Below are 16,844 nucleotides of genomic sequence, written 5' to 3'. Positions count from 1 at the left end.
CATTATTGGTTCTCTCGAAATTATAACAAATATTGAAATGTTGCACAAAAGGTTATCCTAATAAAAGCTGGAAAAATGGGTAAGGGTGATAATTGGAATTCCTGGATGATCCATTTCCAAAATCAAGGGTATTTCTCTACATTCGCTAAGATTCATATAATAAGGAAAAAAGCAGGAAAGAATCGTTCGGTAAAGGGGCGTTTTATTGACATGAGGTTCAAGTGAGGTGTATCTTTAAATAGGTTAAAAAGCTTTTAAAATGTACATTTGGGGGGATTTTTTTGGCTATCTCAGAGGAAACTGAACAGTTTCAGGGACTGGCTTCAGCTATACAAAAGGCGAAGGACTTGAATGATCAAGTTCTATTCAGTCATATTAAGAAGATTAAATGCAACAACCCCCTTTCATTTTATCAAGCTGGAAGAGAACGGTACGCGGGTGAACGCTTTTTCTGGGAGGACCCTGCAAAGGAAATAACCATCACCGGTTTAGGCAATGTTAAGAAACTCAAAGCGGCATCGAATGCCGAACGTTATAGAGAAGTCGAAAAGAGCTGGATCAAACTGCAGAATAATGCTGTCAAAACAGGAGTGACCGATGTAGAAGCGACAGGTCCTTTACTGTTTGGGGGCTTTTCTTTTGATTATGAAACTGACAGTACGCTCCTTTGGAATCAGTTCGGGGACAACCTTTTTTATATACCTGCCTTCATGCTGTCAATAGTGGGTAAACAAGCTTACTTAACGACCAACTTACTTTGTTCGCCTGATGATTCAGAAAAACTCTTCATAGATATGATAAATGAACGGGAAGCTTTCCTTTTCGAAAGCTTGGATGGCAATGGATTGGGTGCAAATTCCCTGGTTATGCAGAGGGAAGTCGAACCTGAGGAATGGAAGCGGACGGTCGCAGAGGCTGTTCAGGAAATCAAGACGACAGATCTCGACAAAATCGTTTTGGCAAGGGAGCTTCGACTTGGTTTTGAACGTTCCATCGATTCAGGGAAAGTGCTTGAACAATTGATTGCTGAGCAGCCGTTGAGTTATATTTTCAGTTTGGAGGCTGGTGGTGACTGTTTTGTCGGTGCCACCCCTGAACGTTTGATTAAGAAACAGGGAAATGAAGTTTTTTCTACCTGTCTTGCTGGATCGATGGGACGAGGGAAAGATGAGCAGGAAGATGTTTGTCTTGGTGAAGAATTGCTTCATGACGAAAAGAATTTACAAGAACATCAATATGTCGTTTCGATGATATCCAATGCCTTTGATTCAGTATGCGAAAAGGTGGTGGTCCCGGCCCGACCGACACTTATGAAAAACCGTCATATCCAGCATTTGTACACACCGGTCCGGGGTATATCAAAGGAAGGTGTCACGATTTTTGAATTTGTCGAGAATCTCCACCCAACACCTGCTATGGGAGGACTTCCCAAAGAAAAGGCCGTTGTCCGAATTCGGGAAATGGAAGGTCTGGAACGTGGCTTTTATGCGGGTCCCTTAGGCTGGGTGGATACGTATGGAAACGGGGAATTCGCTGTTGGGATACGTTCTGCACTAATACAGAATAATGAGGCATCGCTCTTTGCCGGTTGCGGAGTAGTGGAAGATTCGACTCCCGAAAGTGAATACCGGGAAACGGGGATTAAATTCAATCCGATGTTAAGTGCTTTAGGAGGAAATCTTAATGAATGACCGAGATGCATTGACAGCTTATGCTGCTTCATTCGTCGATGAGCTGGCACAAAATGAGGTGAAGCATGTGGTGGTGAGCCCTGGTTCACGATCCACACCCCTGGCTTTGTTGCTGGTGGAACATCCTGATATTGAAATTCATATTAATGTGGATGAGCGTTCGGCTGCTTTTTTTGCCCTTGGTTTGGCTAAGGCCCTAAAAGAACCAGTCGGACTTCTTTGTACGTCAGGTACAGCCGCTGCAAACTATTACCCAGCCGTCATTGAGGCTTTCTATTCAAGAGTGCCGCTTATTGTACTTACCGCTGACCGCCCGCATGAATTGCGTGATGTCGGAGCCCCGCAGGCGATCGATCAGATACACCTTTACGGGAGACATGTAAAATGGTTTGTCGAAATGGCACTTCCTGAAAGCACGGATGGGATGATGCGGTATGCCAGAACGGTCGGTGCAAGGGCAGTGGCAACAGCTGCAGCTGAACCTGCAGGGCCTGTGCATTTGAATTTCCCACTTCGCGAACCATTGATTCCTGATTTGGAGCAAGCAAAGGAGTGCAGGCAAAATAAAATGACGCCTGCAGTGTTGATTGAAAGTGGAGAACTGTCACTGTCATCATCACAAATAGAAGCTGTTGCAACTACATTGTCAGAAGCTAAGCAAGGTATGATTGTATGTGGCGAATTACCTCATCCAGAGATGAAGGAAGCCATCGTCGCATTAGCGGAAAAACTTGCTTTTCCGGTACTGGCTGATCCCCTTTCACAGTTAAGGAGCGGAAGTCATGACAAAGCCGTAATCATTGATGCGTACGATACGTTTTTACGCGATGAAACGGCAAAAGCGGCTTTCAGGCCGGAAGTGATCTTGCGATTTGGGGCAATGCCTGTTTCTAAACCGTTATTGTTATTCATGAAAGAACAAAAACAGGCAATCACTTTGGTCGTCGATGGCGGAGCAGGCTGGCGCGAACCAGCCGGATTGGCAACGAATATGATTTACAGCGAAGAGAAAGATTTTTGTCTGCGAATTGCTGAAAGCATTACTTCCTCTCCTGATGATGAATGGCTTCGCTTATGGCAAACCGTCAACGGAGCGACGAAGGATGCCTTAGCCTCCGTCAGGGATGAATCGGATTTAAGCGAAGGCAAGCTGTTCGCCCTGCTTGCTGATATGATGCCATTGGAATCGACGTTGTTTGTCGGGAATAGTATGCCCATACGTGATTTGGATACTTTCTTTTTGAATAATGGAAAAGGAATCAAAACCATTGCAAATCGCGGGGCGAATGGCATCGATGGTGTCGTTTCCACTGCGCTTGGCGTAAGCACGGTATCAAAAAATACAGTGCTGGCAATCGGGGATTTAAGCTTTTTCCATGATATGAATGGCTTGCTTGCGGCAAAACTTCAAAAACAAAATATCACGATATTGCTGGTTAATAATGATGGCGGCGGCATTTTCTCCTTCTTGCCGCAGGCGAATGAGAGGGAACATTTCGAAACGCTATTCGGCACGCCTCATGGGCTTGATTTTTCCCATACTGCCGAGCTTTATGGCGGTAAATACAACAAGGTGCAAAATTGGGATGAGTTAGAGAAGGTATTTACAGAGTCATTCGAAATTCAAGGTCTGAAAATTATCGAAGTTCCGACAGAAAGAGAGTCCAATTTACAAAAGCATCGAAATTTGTGGAGCTTTGTTTCCCAGGAAATAAAATTGGTGTTAGACAGGGAAATATCATGAATATTGTCAGCAAGGATGTCAATTATGCTGTTGAAATAACGGGAAATGGAGATCCTCTTGTACTTTTGCATGGATTTACGGGAAATCGGGATACATGGAAATTTCTCATCCCGCTACTGAGTGACAGGTATACGCTGATCATGGTTGATATCATCGGTCATGGCATGTCTGCATCACCAGCCGATCATCGAAGGTATGAGATGGAGCGTGTCGCTGAGGATATCAAGTATATTTTGGATGTGTTACATTTCCCGAAAGCCCATATCCTTGGATACTCGATGGGCGGAAGACTCGGATTGGGATTTGCCTGTTTGTTTCCTGAGTATGTTGATACATTGATATTGGAGAGTGCTTCACCAGGTCTTTTAACAGAAGAGGAACGGGAAATCCGTAGGGAAAATGATCGGAAGCTTGCCGAAAGGATACTTGAAAATGGCATGGAAGCGTTTGTACTTCAATGGGAAAACATCCCGCTGTTTGAAAGTCAAAAACGGTTGTCGGCCAAAACCAGGTCGGCCATTCGGGAGCAGCGGTTGGCAAATGACCCTACCGGCCTTTCCAATAGCCTTCTTGGTATGGGGACCGGCAATCAGGCTTCATACTGGGAACAACTGCAAACCCTTGATTTCCCTGTGCTCCTTGTTACCGGTGAGCTTGACCGGAAGTTTTGTCGAATTGCGGACTCGATGAAAAAAAAGCTGAAGCGGGCCGAATGGAAAATAATAAATGATGCGGGACATGCGATTCATGTGGAAGTTGGAGAAAAGTTTGGTAAAATAATAAGTGAGTTTTTAAAGCGAAATAAAAGGAGGAATTAAGATGACGATTCAATGGGAAACAATACGTGAGTATGATGAAATTTTGTATGAAAAATATAACGGGATTGCGAAAGTGTCCATCAATCGACCACATGTACATAATGCATTCACGCCAAAAACGACTGCTGAAATGATTGATGCATTCGCAAGAGCGCGTGATGATTCCAGCATTGGTGTCATTATTTTAACAGGTGTAGGCGGCAAAGCATTCTGTTCAGGCGGAGACCAAAAAGTACGCGGAAATGGCGGATATGTGGGTGAAGATAACATTCCGCGTCTAAATGTTCTTGATCTGCAACGTTTGATTCGCGTAATTCCAAAACCGGTCGTAGCCATGGTTGCAGGATATGCAATTGGCGGCGGTAATGTCTTGAACGTGGTATGTGACTTGACGATTGCTGCTGACAATGCAATTTTCGGACAAACTGGACCGAATGTAGGAAGCTTTGATGCTGGTTATGGTTCTGGCTACCTTGCACGTATCGTGGGTCATAAAAAGGCGCGTGAAATCTGGTACCTATGCCGTCAATACAATGCACAGGAAGCATTGGATATGGGATTAGTCAACACAGTCGTACCTTTAGACCAATTAGAAGCGGAAACGGTTAAATGGTGTGAAGAAATGCTTGAAAAGAGCCCTACTGCACTTCGTTTCTTGAAAGCGGCAATGAACGCTGATACGGATGGCCTTGCAGGTCTTCAACAATTGGCTGGTGACGCTACACTTTTATACTATACAACAGAAGAAGCAAAAGAAGGCCGCGACGCATTCAAAGAAAAGCGCACTCCGGACTTTGGGCAATTCCCTCGTTTCCCTTAATGAAACGCGTGAATCGATGAGACTGACAGCTTGGCGGAAAATCGCCGGGCTGTTTTCTATATCAAAATGGAAGAGGGTAAGCAGCAATGGCAGAAGAAAAGTTGCCGAACTGGCTGAAAAATCGGGCGCATCTTTCACCGGGGCGCCCGGCAATCGAGTTTGAAGGTCATACGTATAGCTTTCTTGAACTGCATACATTATCGGAGAAGATGGCTGGTAAGCTGGCAAGCATTGGTCTGGGCTCCGGTGATTCATGCGCGGTTTTGCTCCGGAACCATATTGATGGTGTTGTAGTTATCCATGCGCTTTTTTATCTCGGTGTGAAGATTGTGATGCTGAATAATAAGTTAACGGCAAAAGAGCTGTCCTGGCAGATCGAGGATAGTGGGACTGCCTATTTGGTTTCAGAAGGTGCCTTCTCCGACAAACTTTCTGATATTGGTGAGATTCTCCCGGAATTGAACCTTCATTTAATGGAAGAATTGCCGGATGAAGCCACGGCGGAGATACTTCAAGAGTTTTACCTTGAGGATACCGCAACGATCATGTATACATCAGGTACGACAGGAAATCCAAAGGGTGTGATCCAAACATTCGGCAACCATTGGTGGAGTGCAGTAGGGTCAGTTCTGAACCTTGGATTGCATGAGGAGGATTCTTGGTATTGTGCGGTTCCGATCTTTCATATTAGCGGTTTATCCATTCTGATGAAAAATGTGATTTATGGCATGAAAGTCGTTTTGGCTGAACGTTTCGATGAACGGGAAGCAAACCGGAGCATCCAGGAAAATGGCGTGACGATCATTTCGGTCGTGACGGCGATGCTGAATAGGATGGTGCAGGATATGAAGGGAACAAGCTATCCAAAAACTTTCCGCTGTTTCCTGTTGGGCGGCGGCCCTGCACCCGTCCATTTGCTTGAGGTATGTAAGGAGAAAGGGATTCCCGTTTATCAAACATATGGGATGACCGAAACATCTTCACAGATTGTGACACTGGCACCGGAATATAGCATGACAAAAATCGGCTCTGCGGGAAAGCCTTTGTTTCCTTCGCAGTTACGGATTGAAAAAGACGGCACGATGTGTGAACCGGTTGCAGTGGGGGAAATCGTGGTTTCAGGTCCGAATGTCACGAAAGGCTATTTTAATCGGATGGATGCTACACAGCAGGCGATTACCGATGGATGGCTTTATACTGGGGACCTTGGTTATCTTGACGAGGAAGGCTTTTTATATGTGCTTGACCGACGTTCGGATTTAATCATCTCCGGCGGTGAAAATGTCTATCCGGCCGAGATTGAAAACGTCCTCAGTATGCATCCTGATGTTTTCGAAGCGGGAGTGACGGGGACTGACGATGAAAAGTGGGGACAGGTCCCGCTTGCTTTTGTCGTCTTGCATCAAGGTGCAGAGCTTGATGAGAGCGAACTGCTGGAATATTGCAGGGAGTATTTGGCATCCTATAAGATTCCCCGGAACGTGATTTTTTGTAAGGAGCTTCCCCGTAATGGCGCAAGCAAGCTTCTGAGACGGGAACTGAAGAAGGAGATGGGGGAATGGCAATGAAGTTATCCTCCATTTCCCTAAAGCACATTAAGGCCCCTTTAAAACGGCCATTCAAGACGCATCTCGAAACGGTAAGCGATCGGGAAGTGATAATTGTCGAAGCCATGGATAAGGATGGATTGATTGGATACGGGGAAGCTGTGCCTTTTGCAAGTCCTTGGTATACCGAGGAAACGACCAAAACATGCTTTCATATATTGGAGGACTTCTTAATCCCGCTAACATTGGCCAGTCAGATCAAGCATCCTGATGAGCTGCCGAACTTATGGAGCGGAATCAGGCGGAATGCAATGGCGAAGTCGGCTTTAGAGCAGGCAATCCTCGATTTATATGCGAAGCAGAAAGGAGTCTACCTTGGACGGCTGTTTGGCGGCGAACGAAGTGAAGTGGCAGCTGGCGTAGTCATTGCATCGAATGATATAGAAGATGCGATGCGCCAGATCGAGGATTTTTCCGGATCCGGTTATCAGCGATATAAAATAAAAATAAATCCTCAAAATGATCTGGAGTTTTTAGCGGAAATCCGTCGGGCTTTTCCCGATATCCCGCTCATGGCAGATGCCAATTCAGCGTACACTCTTGATGACATCCCGCATCTGCAGAAGCTTGATGACTTTAAGCTGATGTTGATTGAGCAGCCGCTGGGGCATGACGACATTGTGGAACATTCATTTTTGCAGAAACAGCTGCAGACACCCATTTGCCTTGATGAAAGCATAAATTCATTTCATGATGCCAAAAGTGCACTGTCGCTCCAGAGCTGTGGGGTCATCAACATTAAGATGGCTAAAGTCGGCGGCTGGATGGAAGCTGTAAGAATCCATGATCTATGCCTGGGAAATGATGTGCCAGTTTGGTGCGGCGGTATGATTGAATTTGGCATTTCACGTGCACATAATATTGCACTTGCCACATTAAAAGGATTCACGATTCCCGGGGATATATCATCTTCATCCCGTTATTGGGATGAAGATATAATATATCCTGAAGTACTTGTCGAAAATGGCATGATCCAAGTTCCCGATAAAGCTGGAATCGGTTTTGCCATCAATGAAAAGCGGCTAAAGGAATTGACTACATATAGTAAACTGTACAAGTGAAACATCAAAGGAGGTGCACGGCCCACCTCTTTTGATCAAATATTAATCCTATCTCCTTTTACTCCCACGGTCTATGTAACTCACCCAATTAGTACTTTATTGGACGGAAACCCCACCCTTTTGGAAAATGATTTTAATAGGATACTAACAAATCAGTTCATTGTTTTTTCTGTTAAAACTCATATTAAATTGAAGAAATTTGCGACCTTCTGCCGAATAACTCGCTAGCCAAGATCACGCTAGATACTTGCTTTGATGAGGCTTGGCAGACCGTCGGCGGAAAGGGAACGAGTGACTGAAATCAACCAGGAACTTTTTTTAATTGTCCAGATTGACCGGATAGATCATAATTTTTTTTCGGAAAATGGGGCTTTGTCTATTTTTTCTTTATTGGATTATTTTGTATAATGAATTTAAAAGAATGGCAACCAAGGGAAAGGGAGGGGAGAGTGTATGAAGAAAAAACCGTACCTTATTGCGGAGATTCTACTAAGAAGGGGCATGCCGGACTATGTCATTAAAGAAGTGACGGCATTGGAAGAGTGTGAGCTGTTTCTTTTGAAGAGAAAGTGGGGCCTATATGACCGGAAGACAGGTGCGTAAAGATTAAAAGTAAAAAGGGAACCGTTTCGAGCCGGTCCCCATGCGTTTTAAGGTTTTTTAAGCCGGTATCTATTGACTGGACGGCCTATGCTGCCATATTGTACGTCAAGCTGAAGGACTTCTTCGCCATGCAAGTATTCAAGATAGCGCCTTGCTGTAACTCTGGCGATTCCAATCCCATCAGCCACTTCTTCTGCAGATAGTGACCCAGGCTGGGTCTTTATGAACTTCGTCACTTGCTCAAGAGTCGCTCCATTCAATCCTTTCGGAACATCATATTTCGGACTCGCTTCAGAATGTGTTTTATTTTGAAAGAGGATTCGGTCGAGCTGATTTTGAGAAATTTGATGGTCAGGTTCAACCTCCATCCGAAAAGCAAAGTATTGCTCCAGAGTATGTTTTAGCCTATCGAATTTAAATGGCTTGATTAAATAGTCAAAAGCCCCGTTCTGTATCATTTTTCGAATCGTTTTCTGATCATTTGCCGCTGAAATGATGATGACATCCACATCCATTTGCTCTTTTCTGATTTGATAAAGCGTATCAACCCCGTTTAAAGATGGCATGAAGATGTCCAAAATGACAAGGTCGGGTTTAGACTGCTTGATTTTTTCCAGCCCTTCAAGCCCATTTGAAGCTGTATCAACGACTTTAAAGGCAGGCAGGCGCTCGATGAACTGTTTGTTGACCTCTTGGACCATTGGGTCGTCTTCAATTAAAAGTACACGAATTTCGTTAGTCATTTTGGTTCTCCTCTATATCGTGCATCGGAAAAGAAAGAAAAAAGCTTGTTCCTTCGTCAGGGCGTGTCGTGAATTTCATTTCGCCGTTCGCTTTTTTTACAATTTGGTCTATTAGATAAAGACCAATTCCTGATCCTTCCGCACCCTTTGTTGTAAAACCATACTCGAATATATCTTTATGAATGTCCTCTGGAATGCCGGGTCCATTATCCTCAAGCACGATTTGACAATGACGGTCATCCTGATAGATGGATAGATAAACCTGTTTTGTTTCCTCTGAACAATGCTTTAGCGCTGCGAATGAGTTTTCGATCAGGTTTCCGATTATCAAAACAAAATCGTGATGATCCAAATCAGCGGGGAAGCGGTCCAATTTCGTGTGCTTGTCCATGATGAGCTCGATTCCGAGTTCCCTACCCAAGGAGATCTTACTTAATATCAGCCCCACTAAATTATCATCGTGAATGTGCTTCGTTAAAAACCTGGTCAATTCCTCTTGTTCTTCCGTAATCTGAAAAATGTAATGCAGCGCTTCGTCAAGATTGCCTAGCTGGATCAATCCTGCTATCGTATGAAGTTTGTTCATATGTTCATGGTTTTGAACGCGCAGGGCTTCAACGAATGCTTTGACACTAGTCAACTCTTCAGCTAGCTTCGTCACATCGGTGCGATCCTGGAATATGGCCACGGCACCAATCGTTTTATCCGCAATCTTTATTGGTACCCGGTTGCTTACAATATTCCTGTTTTGAACGGAGATTTCCTGATTGAAGATGGGAGATGTCCGGTCAAGCACTTCCGGGAGACGGGTATCATGTATAATATCATTGATATTCTTGCCAATGACCGCACCGTTAATATTGAATATTTGCTTAGCCTTTTCATTGAAAATCGTGATTGTCTGATTATTATCTATGGCGATCACCCCTTCATGCATGGCATTGAAAGCGGCTGTCCTTTCAACTAACATCCGTGAAATTTCATGGGGTTCAAGTTGGAAGGTCTCTTTTTTTATCCTTCTTGCCATGAGCCATGAGCCGCATACACCGAATAGAAGTGTAAGGACCAGGATAATCGCGATTTCGCCTTTCAAGTCCTTGATTAATTCCGGTATCGTAGGCAAGATATTCCCAACCAGTACGACGCCGATTTGCTCTCTATCTCTATCAAGGATCGGGACAAAGGCGCGGACAGAAATGCCAAGTTCACCAGCAGCCTTTGAAAGGTATTCGTGTTCAGCGAACGCAGCGCTTTCGTCGCTGCTGCTAGATGGGGTCCCCAATTGACTGAACACCGGGTGGGAATAGCGTATATGCTGATTGTTGAGTACAACTATATAATCCGCTTGATGGATTTTCCTTAAGTTTTCAATAATCGGATTAAGCTGCGTCCATCCTTCAGGCTCACGGACCAATTTTTGTACTTCAGGGAGTTCGGCGATGGTATGGGCAGTGATCATGGATCGTTTGCCGATTTCATCCTCCCTGACCGAAACGATATTTCCGAATATAAAAATCCCGCCTATTAGTATCGAAAACGCGACGATTACAAATGATAGCAGGGTGATTTTAATTTGAATGGGCATATGAAAGGATTTATCCATTGTTTTTCCTCCATTACTTCTATACTTTATAGTAACAGAATTTCTATCACTTTTCGCTATTTTTCGCGCATTGTATTACGACAGGAAAAAGCTGTGATAGAATAGTGATAATGTGAAGTGAGCGGTGAGGAGTTGTCGGTATGCGTGCATTATGGGGGTACTTCTTATTAATTGGCTTGGGGCTGTTGATAGCCGTGTATATATCGTTTCAATCGTTCTTTACAAGCTTCGGTTTCAATTTGCCAAAGGATGAGGAGCAGGTCGGGATGAAGGATCAAATCGTGATTAAGTTCAGTCATGTCGTTGCCGAAAATACACCTAAAGGGCTAGCGGCGAACCGATTTGCCAAACTGGTCGATGAATATACAGGTCATCGTGTCAAAATTGAAGTTTATCCTAATCAGTCATTATATAGTGATCATGAAGAAATCGAAGCATTACAAGAAAACAAGGTGCAGATGATTGCACCGACTACATCTAAAATTACGAGCATATCAAAGAAATGGATGCTATTGGACCTCCCTTACGTCTTTCCAACGGACGCTGCCTTGCAGGAAGCGTTGAATGGGGAAGTGGGGGAAGAGCTGCTAAAGCAGCTGAATACCATCGATATCGAGGGACTTGCATTTTGGTCGAATAACTATAAACAGATGACAAGCAATAAACCGATACGGCATCCAAGTGATTTTGCCGGAAAGAATTTTAGAATCATGCCAAGTGCAGTACTGGAAAGCCAATTCAAGCATTTTGGGGCGACAACTTCTGAGCTGGAGTTTAATGAAACGTTTAAAAGCCTTGAAATCAATGAAACGGACAGCCAGGAAAATACGATTTCGAATATCTATTCCAAGAAATTATATGAGGTGCAAAAATATTTAACGATCAGTGATCATGGCTATTTAGGGTATGTAGTCATGATAAACAAACAGTTTTGGAACAAACTCCCTTTGGATATTCAGCAGCAAATCCAAAGGGCGATGGATGATACAACGAAATGGCTATGGATCAAATCAAATGAATTAAATCAGGAACAGCTTCGGGAAATCCAGCAAAAATCGAATATCGACATCTATACACTGTCAGATGAAGAAAAGAAAGAATGGATGGATGAGATGACTGTCATTTATCCGAATTTCGAACCAACGATTGGAACCGAATTGATGACGAAAATGGAAAAGATTCGAGAGAAACATTTAAAGGAATAACTAACGTAAGGGAATCCCAGTGAAAGGGGTTCCCTTCTTCTTTATCGTTCCCGATAGAAGTACTTGTCTGGATTTTGTAAAAAATCAATCATCTCTTCATAATCATATGTTTTTAAAATCAAACCATTTTCATCAAACACGGTGAATGCAGGTTCTTTCTTTAATTCAAGTTTTGGATATTGCTCATTCAATGACTTGTAAGATGCTACAATTTGTAATTGGGCCCACATTGGTGATATTACTCTCTTCTAGTAAATCAAATGTAATTTCTTTACCAACGGCTTGGAGCGAATACTTATGACCCTCACTAGGCAAAAGATTCGGATGAATTATAGCATAATCATCTTTTTCATCCGTGCAAGCAATTAGCATCGATAGAAGTAGAAACGTTAAACTTCCATTTATGATCTTTTTCATATTTTCCCCTCTCTAAGCTTAAATTTAATTATTCCATAAATTGGCTATCGGCAATCAATTTGCTTTGTCAAGAACCGAAACTCCAACTCAAATAAGGGCAGGTATTTTTACTGAAAGCTGACAAAACGAAAAAGAACTCTTTATAGTACTGAGGTACAAAAAAGAAGCGGATCCAATAGGGATCCGCTTCTTTCTCGTCTATTGCAATGCAGTTTGTAGTGTCTTGATGTTCTTTTCCATTAAACTGAAGTAATCTTCGCCGGCTTCGATATCTTTATCCGTCAACACTGAAAGGTTATGGAGCTCAAGTGATTTCGCTCCCATTTCCTTTTGGATGATTTCGGTTAGTTTAGAACTGATATTCTGTTCAAAGATGACGTAGTTCAAGTCTTCTTCTTCAGCCATGGTTACGATTTTCCCCAGTTCCTTTTGAGAAGGTTCGTTTGATGACGTAAGTCCTGTCACGCCAATTTGTTCCAATCCGTAGCGTTCCTCCCAATACCCATATGCAGAATGGGAAACGATGATTTTATTGGTACGGCCCGACTCGATCGTCGTCTCGAATTTTTCATCAAGTGCCTCAAGCTTTTCGGAAAGCTCATTGAATTGGCTGTTGAAATATTCTTCCTGTTCCGGCATTTTTTTCGTTAATTCGTCCTTGATGGTTTTAGCCATGTCAATGGAATAGACGGGATCTAACCACAAATGCGGATTAACGCCCCCATGGTCATGACCGTCTTCTTCATGTGCATGTTCGTCTTCATGTGCATGTTCCTCTTCGTGTGCATGCTCTTCTTCATCAAGATGAACCGTTTCGCCCACCGCAATTGTGCTGACGCCTTCTTTGCTTAGAATTGGTTCAGCTTTGGTTACAAAGCCTTCAAGATTATAGCCAATATAGAAAAACAGGTCTGACTCAGCCATTTTCACAATATCTTTTTGAGAGGGTTCGAATGAGTGTTCATCCGTTCCGGGAGGATAAACCGTCTCGACATTCACGTACTCCCCGCCAATGGCCTCCGTGAAGTATTGTAAAGGGTAAACCGTCGTATATATATCCAAGGCATCCTTGGTTTCTTCCTTACTCGATTCTCCCTTTGAGTTGCCGCAGGCTGACAGAAATACCGCAGTAACAAGGAAAAGTGAGAGCAATGCTCGAATTTTCATATGAAATGCTCCTTTATAATTCGTATTGATTACGATTTGAATTTTATGTGGTAAAAACGAAATGATTACGATTTGACTTCTGTATGATACAAAAGATTGCAAAAGAAAGCAAGGGTTTTTTCTATTGGTCCTCACTTTTTTCTTTTTTTTCGGGAACAAGGTCAATGCCCCCTGGATGAAACGGATGACATTTAAGAATCCGGATGAGTGCTAACCAGCTTCCTTTTATAGGTCCGAAACGATTGATCGCTTCCAAACCATAATGGGAACAAGTTGGGTAAAAACGGCAGGTGGGCGGTTTTAATGGAGAAATAGCAACTTGGTAAAAACGGATGATTCCCATTAATAATTTTTTCAACACGATGCTTTCAGCTCTTTTCGAGTAATTTGACTATCCTCAATTATAGCATATTTTCTAAATTTCCAATAAGGGTAAAAAAGGAATGAGCATATTGGTAATCCGATTGATATAATGAGAATTAATTTTAAAGGATGAAATATATTGTTATTCAAGGTAAAATAGAGATGACATACAATTAAGGAGTGAATTAAATGCCTTCAGTTGAAAGCTTTGAATTAGATCATAACGCTGTTAAAGCCCCATATGTTAGACATTGCGGTGTCCATAAGGTAGGAACAGACGGTGTTGTTAATAAATTTGATATCCGTTTTTGCCAGCCGAATAAACAAGCGATGAAGCCGGATACGATCCATACCCTGGAACACTTGCTTGCATTCAATATCCGTAAGCATTCCGAGCGCTACGATCACTTTGATATCATCGACATTTCGCCAATGGGATGTCAAACAGGATATTACCTTGTGGTAAGCGGCGAGCCGACAGTGACGGAAATCATCGATGTTCTTGAAGATACATTCAAGGATGCCGTTACAATTACCGAAATTCCTGCTGCAAACGAAAAACAATGCGGCCAAGCAAAATTGCATGATCTTGAAGGAGCTAAGAAATTGATGAATTTCTGGCTTGCACAAGATAAAGAAGATCTTCATAAAGTTTTTGGTTAATAAAAAAAGTTCCTGTCTATTTGTGACAGGAACTTTTTTCATTTTTCGGGTTCTTCTTTTTTTCCCTCATCCTCGGGCAAAGGTTCGACGGGATCCACTGTATGCTTGTAGCTATAACCTTTTCCGATTGTTAGGACCGATAATGCCAATACAATCAGAATCACAATGATTGAGATAACTAAAACCGTAATCATACCTTACAGCTCCTAACGTTCACAATTTAGATTCATTTTAGCATAAGAACAGAGTCAGATAATGTTTCAATTTTCGAATAGAGGGAATTATAAAGGTATAACCAACTTACGGAGGTAGATATTTATGGCTCAGAAAAAATTAGGAACTTTAGTGAATAAGGAAATTGCAAACTTCAGTGTTCTTTATACGAAAATTCATAATTACCACTGGTTCGTGAATGGACCACACTTCTTTGAACTACACCAAAAATTGGAAGAATTATATAAAGAAGTGACATCCAACTATGACGAATTGGCTGAAAGACTATTGGCCATTGGTGAAAAGCCGGTTGCTACCCTTAAAGAGTACCTGGAATTAACGACGATCGAAGAAGCGACAGGTAATGAAAATACAGAAGATATGGTTCAAAGCGTCATCAGTGATTTTGAAAAGCTTTCCGAAGAGTTCCTGGAAATCATCGAAGTTGCCGAACAAGAAGATCCGGTTACGGCCGATATGCTGACAGGCATGAAGAAAAGCTTAAACAAACATGCTTGGATGCTGCGTGCGTATTTAGGACATTAAGATTTAGGAAAAGCCCTACTTCGGTAGGGTTTTTTTTTGGTTAAAACTATAAAAAAGGCATCCATCAAAAGAGGGACACCTGAAATGGTATGTATTTAATGAATATTCCTAGGCGGAAAATGTGTAGGTTTCGTGTCGTTCATACTATTTTGAGCGAACTTCCCTTTTAACGTTTCTATAATGTAAAGGCCCATTAAATTGGTTAGTTCTTGATCATCCATCTCTTGAAGCAATTCGAAAATTTCCTTGCGGTCAAGCTGTTCCAGAACCGCAAAAGTAAGCATATCAATATCTTCTTCATCACCAGTCATCTTATCACGGTACATATTGTATAATTCTTCAATTAACTTCAAAACTCTCACCTCACATTTATTAGAAATCCGTTATCTCTTTATATGTAGGTTATCAAAAAAACCTCTGGGTGCATATAAAAATCTTAAGGGATGCTTGGGCTTATTATATGTTTTACCCTTTGAAAGATACTTTAATCTATTATTTAACATCTTTGTTCTTCTGTAAACAAAATTTTCCATTGTATGAAGTAGGGAAATACGTGAAAAATAAGCGTAGGATATATGGAAAGGGTGGATGGATGTGTCTGAAAACAGGAAAAAATATTACATTTGGCTTCCGAATGGGCAGATAACACAAGATAGGGAAAGTTCTCCATGGAATTTCGAAATCGAGGCGACAGATAATGAAATCATCAAATTGCGTGAATTATTTGATTATAATTATTCAGTAGGGGAAGAAAATTTTTATCGGGCACATGTCCCATACCTTCAATATCATTTTGACCGTGAAAATGATAAACAGGATATCACTCTCCAAAAAATTTACGAGATGATTTATGCTCTGGGTACTGAAGAAGGAAGACGGCATATAGAAAGCATGGGGATACTACAGGCAAAACCAACAGACGATGGCCTCGAATATTGAGGGTCCATCGTTTTTTTGATGGATTCTTGCTGGATAGTGTTTTTTTTTACCCATATAATGAATGAAGGGCATTGCATTATTTCTTATACGGAGAGAAGGGGAAAAATGAAACGTTTTCTTGATAAGAATGGATATAAGGTCGAATTCTCCGAGAATCCTGTCTTTGGAGAGTCTTGGCATGTTTTTGTACTCAGCAGATATAAGGGCAGTTGGGTATTGACCAAACACAGAGAACGGGGATTGGAGTTCCCTGGAGGCAAACGGGAAGAAGGGGAATCGATTGAAGAAACAGCCATACGGGAAGTGTATGAAGAAACAGGAGGCTTGGTGGGCCAACTGCAATTTTTGGGACAATATAAGGTACATCATCCAGTCAAACCATTTGTTAAATCGATATACTATGCTGCATTGCGTGGGGTAGAAAAGAAACAAAATTACCTGGAAACGGATGGCCCGGTCTTTTTGGAGGCATTGCCGGATATACTCGGTGAGGAGTTTAGCTTCATCATGAAAGATGAGATTGTACCGTTGAGCTTATCAAGACTGGATGAGGGCACTTTGCTGAGAAACGATTGAATAGCCGGTATTCACGAGTAAACCGGCGAGGCTACGTGTAAACCGTTTGAATTCAAGAGTAAAAG

General features: G+C 42.3%; 19 protein-coding genes. 12 read left to right on the top strand and 7 right to left on the bottom strand.

Going from position 1 to position 16,844, the window contains the following annotated elements; genetic code table 11:
- Nucleotides 1-281 precede the first annotated feature (281 nt).
- From OSJ91_RS24775 to OSJ91_RS24745, 7 genes are all read left to right on the top strand, one after another.
- Nucleotides 282-1,691 carry an isochorismate synthase gene (locus OSJ91_RS24775; RefSeq protein ID WP_101225586.1) on the top strand — a complete coding sequence of 470 codons (1,410 nt, stop codon included), beginning with the start codon at nucleotides 282-284 and terminating at the stop codon, nucleotides 1,689-1,691.
- Nucleotides 1,684-3,435, top strand: a complete 1,752-nt coding sequence (gene menD / locus OSJ91_RS24770) for a 2-succinyl-5-enolpyruvyl-6-hydroxy-3-cyclohexene-1-carboxylic-acid synthase (protein ID WP_485890631.1) — start codon at nucleotides 1,684-1,686, stop codon at nucleotides 3,433-3,435. Before OSJ91_RS24775 ends, menD begins: the two co-directional genes overlap by 8 nt.
- The gene (gene menH / locus OSJ91_RS24765) at nucleotides 3,432-4,253 is read left to right on the top strand and encodes a 2-succinyl-6-hydroxy-2,4-cyclohexadiene-1-carboxylate synthase (RefSeq protein WP_485890630.1); all 822 of its coding nucleotides are present in this window, start codon (nucleotides 3,432-3,434) and stop codon (nucleotides 4,251-4,253) included. Before menD ends, menH begins: the two co-directional genes overlap by 4 nt.
- Nucleotide 4,254: 1 nt before the next feature.
- Nucleotides 4,255-5,073, top strand: a complete 819-nt coding sequence (gene menB / locus OSJ91_RS24760) for a 1,4-dihydroxy-2-naphthoyl-CoA synthase (RefSeq protein WP_034310494.1) — start codon at nucleotides 4,255-4,257, stop codon at nucleotides 5,071-5,073.
- Between the two features lie 86 nt (nucleotides 5,074-5,159).
- The gene (locus OSJ91_RS24755) at nucleotides 5,160-6,641 is read left to right on the top strand and encodes an o-succinylbenzoate--CoA ligase (protein ID WP_485890629.1); all 1,482 of its coding nucleotides are present in this window, start codon (nucleotides 5,160-5,162) and stop codon (nucleotides 6,639-6,641) included.
- Nucleotides 6,638-7,741, top strand: a complete 1,104-nt coding sequence (menC, locus tag OSJ91_RS24750) for an o-succinylbenzoate synthase (protein ID WP_485891944.1) — start codon at nucleotides 6,638-6,640, stop codon at nucleotides 7,739-7,741. Before OSJ91_RS24755 ends, menC begins: the two co-directional genes overlap by 4 nt.
- 453 nt (nucleotides 7,742-8,194) lie before the next feature.
- On the top strand, nucleotides 8,195-8,344 hold the full coding sequence (locus tag OSJ91_RS24745; RefSeq protein WP_185151124.1) for a hypothetical protein: 150 nt from the start codon (nucleotides 8,195-8,197) through the stop codon (nucleotides 8,342-8,344).
- A 47-nt stretch (nucleotides 8,345-8,391) separates the two neighbouring features.
- Here the strand turns inward: OSJ91_RS24745 and OSJ91_RS24740 are convergent, their stop codons facing one another.
- Both OSJ91_RS24740 and OSJ91_RS24735 read right to left on the bottom strand, forming a co-directional pair.
- Nucleotides 8,392-9,087 (bottom strand): response regulator, encoded by a 696-nt coding sequence (locus OSJ91_RS24740; protein WP_485890628.1) that lies wholly within the window; start codon nucleotides 9,085-9,087, stop codon nucleotides 8,392-8,394.
- Nucleotides 9,080-10,690: an ATP-binding protein gene (locus tag OSJ91_RS24735; RefSeq protein ID WP_350300371.1), complete on the bottom strand. Its 1,611-nt coding sequence runs from the start codon at nucleotides 10,688-10,690 to the stop codon at nucleotides 9,080-9,082. The genes OSJ91_RS24740 and OSJ91_RS24735 overlap by 8 nt, the downstream gene beginning before the upstream one ends.
- Before the next feature lie 140 nt (nucleotides 10,691-10,830).
- Here OSJ91_RS24735 and OSJ91_RS24730 point away from each other — a divergent pair, with 140 nt between their 5' ends.
- Complete coding sequence (locus OSJ91_RS24730; RefSeq protein ID WP_350300370.1) at nucleotides 10,831-11,895, top strand: DctP family TRAP transporter solute-binding subunit; 1,065 nt, start codon at nucleotides 10,831-10,833, stop codon at nucleotides 11,893-11,895.
- 41 nt (nucleotides 11,896-11,936) lie between these two features.
- On the opposite strand, the gene OSJ91_RS24725 is transcribed toward OSJ91_RS24730, so the two are convergent.
- The 3 genes from OSJ91_RS24725 to yidD form a co-directional block, all read right to left on the bottom strand.
- The gene (locus OSJ91_RS24725; RefSeq protein ID WP_350300369.1) at nucleotides 11,937-12,125 is read right to left on the bottom strand and encodes a hypothetical protein; all 189 of its coding nucleotides are present in this window, start codon (nucleotides 12,123-12,125) and stop codon (nucleotides 11,937-11,939) included.
- A gap of 385 nt (nucleotides 12,126-12,510) precedes the next feature.
- The gene (locus OSJ91_RS24720) at nucleotides 12,511-13,479 is read right to left on the bottom strand and encodes a metal ABC transporter solute-binding protein, Zn/Mn family (RefSeq protein WP_350300368.1); all 969 of its coding nucleotides are present in this window, start codon (nucleotides 13,477-13,479) and stop codon (nucleotides 12,511-12,513) included.
- Nucleotides 13,480-13,600: 121 nt separating this feature from the next.
- A complete protein-coding gene (gene yidD / locus OSJ91_RS24715) occupies nucleotides 13,601-13,822 on the bottom strand; it encodes a membrane protein insertion efficiency factor YidD (RefSeq protein WP_377400061.1) in 222 nt (73 codons plus the stop codon).
- Nucleotides 13,823-14,031: 209 nt separating this feature from the next.
- Here yidD and OSJ91_RS24710 point away from each other — a divergent pair, with 209 nt between their 5' ends.
- Nucleotides 14,032-14,505, top strand: coding sequence for an S-ribosylhomocysteine lyase (locus OSJ91_RS24710; protein WP_137019600.1), 474 nt, complete (start codon nucleotides 14,032-14,034; stop codon nucleotides 14,503-14,505).
- A gap of 38 nt (nucleotides 14,506-14,543) precedes the next feature.
- Here OSJ91_RS24710 and ytzI read toward each other — a convergent pair whose 3' ends face one another.
- Nucleotides 14,544-14,699, bottom strand: a complete 156-nt coding sequence (ytzI, locus tag OSJ91_RS24705) for a YtzI protein (RefSeq protein WP_101225577.1) — start codon at nucleotides 14,697-14,699, stop codon at nucleotides 14,544-14,546.
- Nucleotides 14,700-14,823: 124 nt separating this feature from the next.
- Here ytzI and OSJ91_RS24700 point away from each other — a divergent pair, with 124 nt between their 5' ends.
- Nucleotides 14,824-15,264: a Dps family protein gene (locus OSJ91_RS24700; RefSeq protein WP_063589839.1), complete on the top strand. Its 441-nt coding sequence runs from the start codon at nucleotides 14,824-14,826 to the stop codon at nucleotides 15,262-15,264.
- 95 nt (nucleotides 15,265-15,359) lie between these two features.
- Here the strand turns inward: OSJ91_RS24700 and OSJ91_RS24695 are convergent, their stop codons facing one another.
- Nucleotides 15,360-15,626: a DUF6154 family protein gene (locus OSJ91_RS24695; RefSeq protein ID WP_370694063.1), complete on the bottom strand. Its 267-nt coding sequence runs from the start codon at nucleotides 15,624-15,626 to the stop codon at nucleotides 15,360-15,362.
- A gap of 226 nt (nucleotides 15,627-15,852) precedes the next feature.
- On the opposite strand from OSJ91_RS24695, the gene OSJ91_RS24690 reads away from it, so the two are divergent.
- Nucleotides 15,853-16,203 (top strand): hydrolase, encoded by a 351-nt coding sequence (locus tag OSJ91_RS24690; protein ID WP_245406464.1) that lies wholly within the window; start codon nucleotides 15,853-15,855, stop codon nucleotides 16,201-16,203.
- Between the two features lie 105 nt (nucleotides 16,204-16,308).
- Nucleotides 16,309-16,779 carry an RNA deprotection pyrophosphohydrolase gene (ytkD, locus tag OSJ91_RS24685; protein WP_350300366.1) on the top strand — a complete coding sequence of 157 codons (471 nt, stop codon included), beginning with the start codon at nucleotides 16,309-16,311 and terminating at the stop codon, nucleotides 16,777-16,779.
- Nucleotides 16,780-16,844: the final 65 nt, after the last annotated feature.

The organism is Bacillus sp. T-10(2022) (assembly GCF_056502895.1).
This window is presented reverse-complemented; position numbering and strand designations above follow the sequence as displayed.

What these genes read in the sequence shown, in the direction of transcription:
- menD (WP_485890631.1), top strand. Translation starts at nt 1,684, where the DNA reads ATGAATGACCGAGATGCATTGACAGCTTATGCTGCTTCATTCGTCGAT.
- menH (WP_485890630.1), top strand. Translation starts at nt 3,432, where the DNA reads ATGAATATTGTCAGCAAGGATGTCAATTATGCTGTTGAAATAACGGGA.
- menB (WP_034310494.1), top strand. Translation starts at nt 4,255, where the DNA reads ATGACGATTCAATGGGAAACAATACGTGAGTATGATGAAATTTTGTAT.
- OSJ91_RS24755 (WP_485890629.1), top strand. Translation starts at nt 5,160, where the DNA reads ATGGCAGAAGAAAAGTTGCCGAACTGGCTGAAAAATCGGGCGCATCTT.
- menC (WP_485891944.1), top strand. Translation starts at nt 6,638, where the DNA reads ATGAAGTTATCCTCCATTTCCCTAAAGCACATTAAGGCCCCTTTAAAA.
- OSJ91_RS24745 (WP_185151124.1), top strand. Translation starts at nt 8,195, where the DNA reads ATGAAGAAAAAACCGTACCTTATTGCGGAGATTCTACTAAGAAGGGGC.
- OSJ91_RS24740 (WP_485890628.1), bottom strand. Translation starts at nt 9,087, where the DNA reads ATGACTAACGAAATTCGTGTACTTTTAATTGAAGACGACCCAATGGTC.
- OSJ91_RS24735 (WP_350300371.1), bottom strand. Translation starts at nt 10,690, where the DNA reads ATGGATAAATCCTTTCATATGCCCATTCAAATTAAAATCACCCTGCTA.
- OSJ91_RS24730 (WP_350300370.1), top strand. Translation starts at nt 10,831, where the DNA reads ATGCGTGCATTATGGGGGTACTTCTTATTAATTGGCTTGGGGCTGTTG.
- OSJ91_RS24725 (WP_350300369.1), bottom strand. Translation starts at nt 12,125, where the DNA reads ATGTGGGCCCAATTACAAATTGTAGCATCTTACAAGTCATTGAATGAG.
- OSJ91_RS24720 (WP_350300368.1), bottom strand. Translation starts at nt 13,479, where the DNA reads ATGAAAATTCGAGCATTGCTCTCACTTTTCCTTGTTACTGCGGTATTT.
- yidD (WP_377400061.1), bottom strand. Translation starts at nt 13,822, where the DNA reads ATGGGAATCATCCGTTTTTACCAAGTTGCTATTTCTCCATTAAAACCG.
- OSJ91_RS24710 (WP_137019600.1), top strand. Translation starts at nt 14,032, where the DNA reads ATGCCTTCAGTTGAAAGCTTTGAATTAGATCATAACGCTGTTAAAGCC.
- ytzI (WP_101225577.1), bottom strand. Translation starts at nt 14,699, where the DNA reads ATGATTACGGTTTTAGTTATCTCAATCATTGTGATTCTGATTGTATTG.
- OSJ91_RS24700 (WP_063589839.1), top strand. Translation starts at nt 14,824, where the DNA reads ATGGCTCAGAAAAAATTAGGAACTTTAGTGAATAAGGAAATTGCAAAC.
- OSJ91_RS24690 (WP_245406464.1), top strand. Translation starts at nt 15,853, where the DNA reads ATGGATGTGTCTGAAAACAGGAAAAAATATTACATTTGGCTTCCGAAT.
- ytkD (WP_350300366.1), top strand. Translation starts at nt 16,309, where the DNA reads ATGAAACGTTTTCTTGATAAGAATGGATATAAGGTCGAATTCTCCGAG.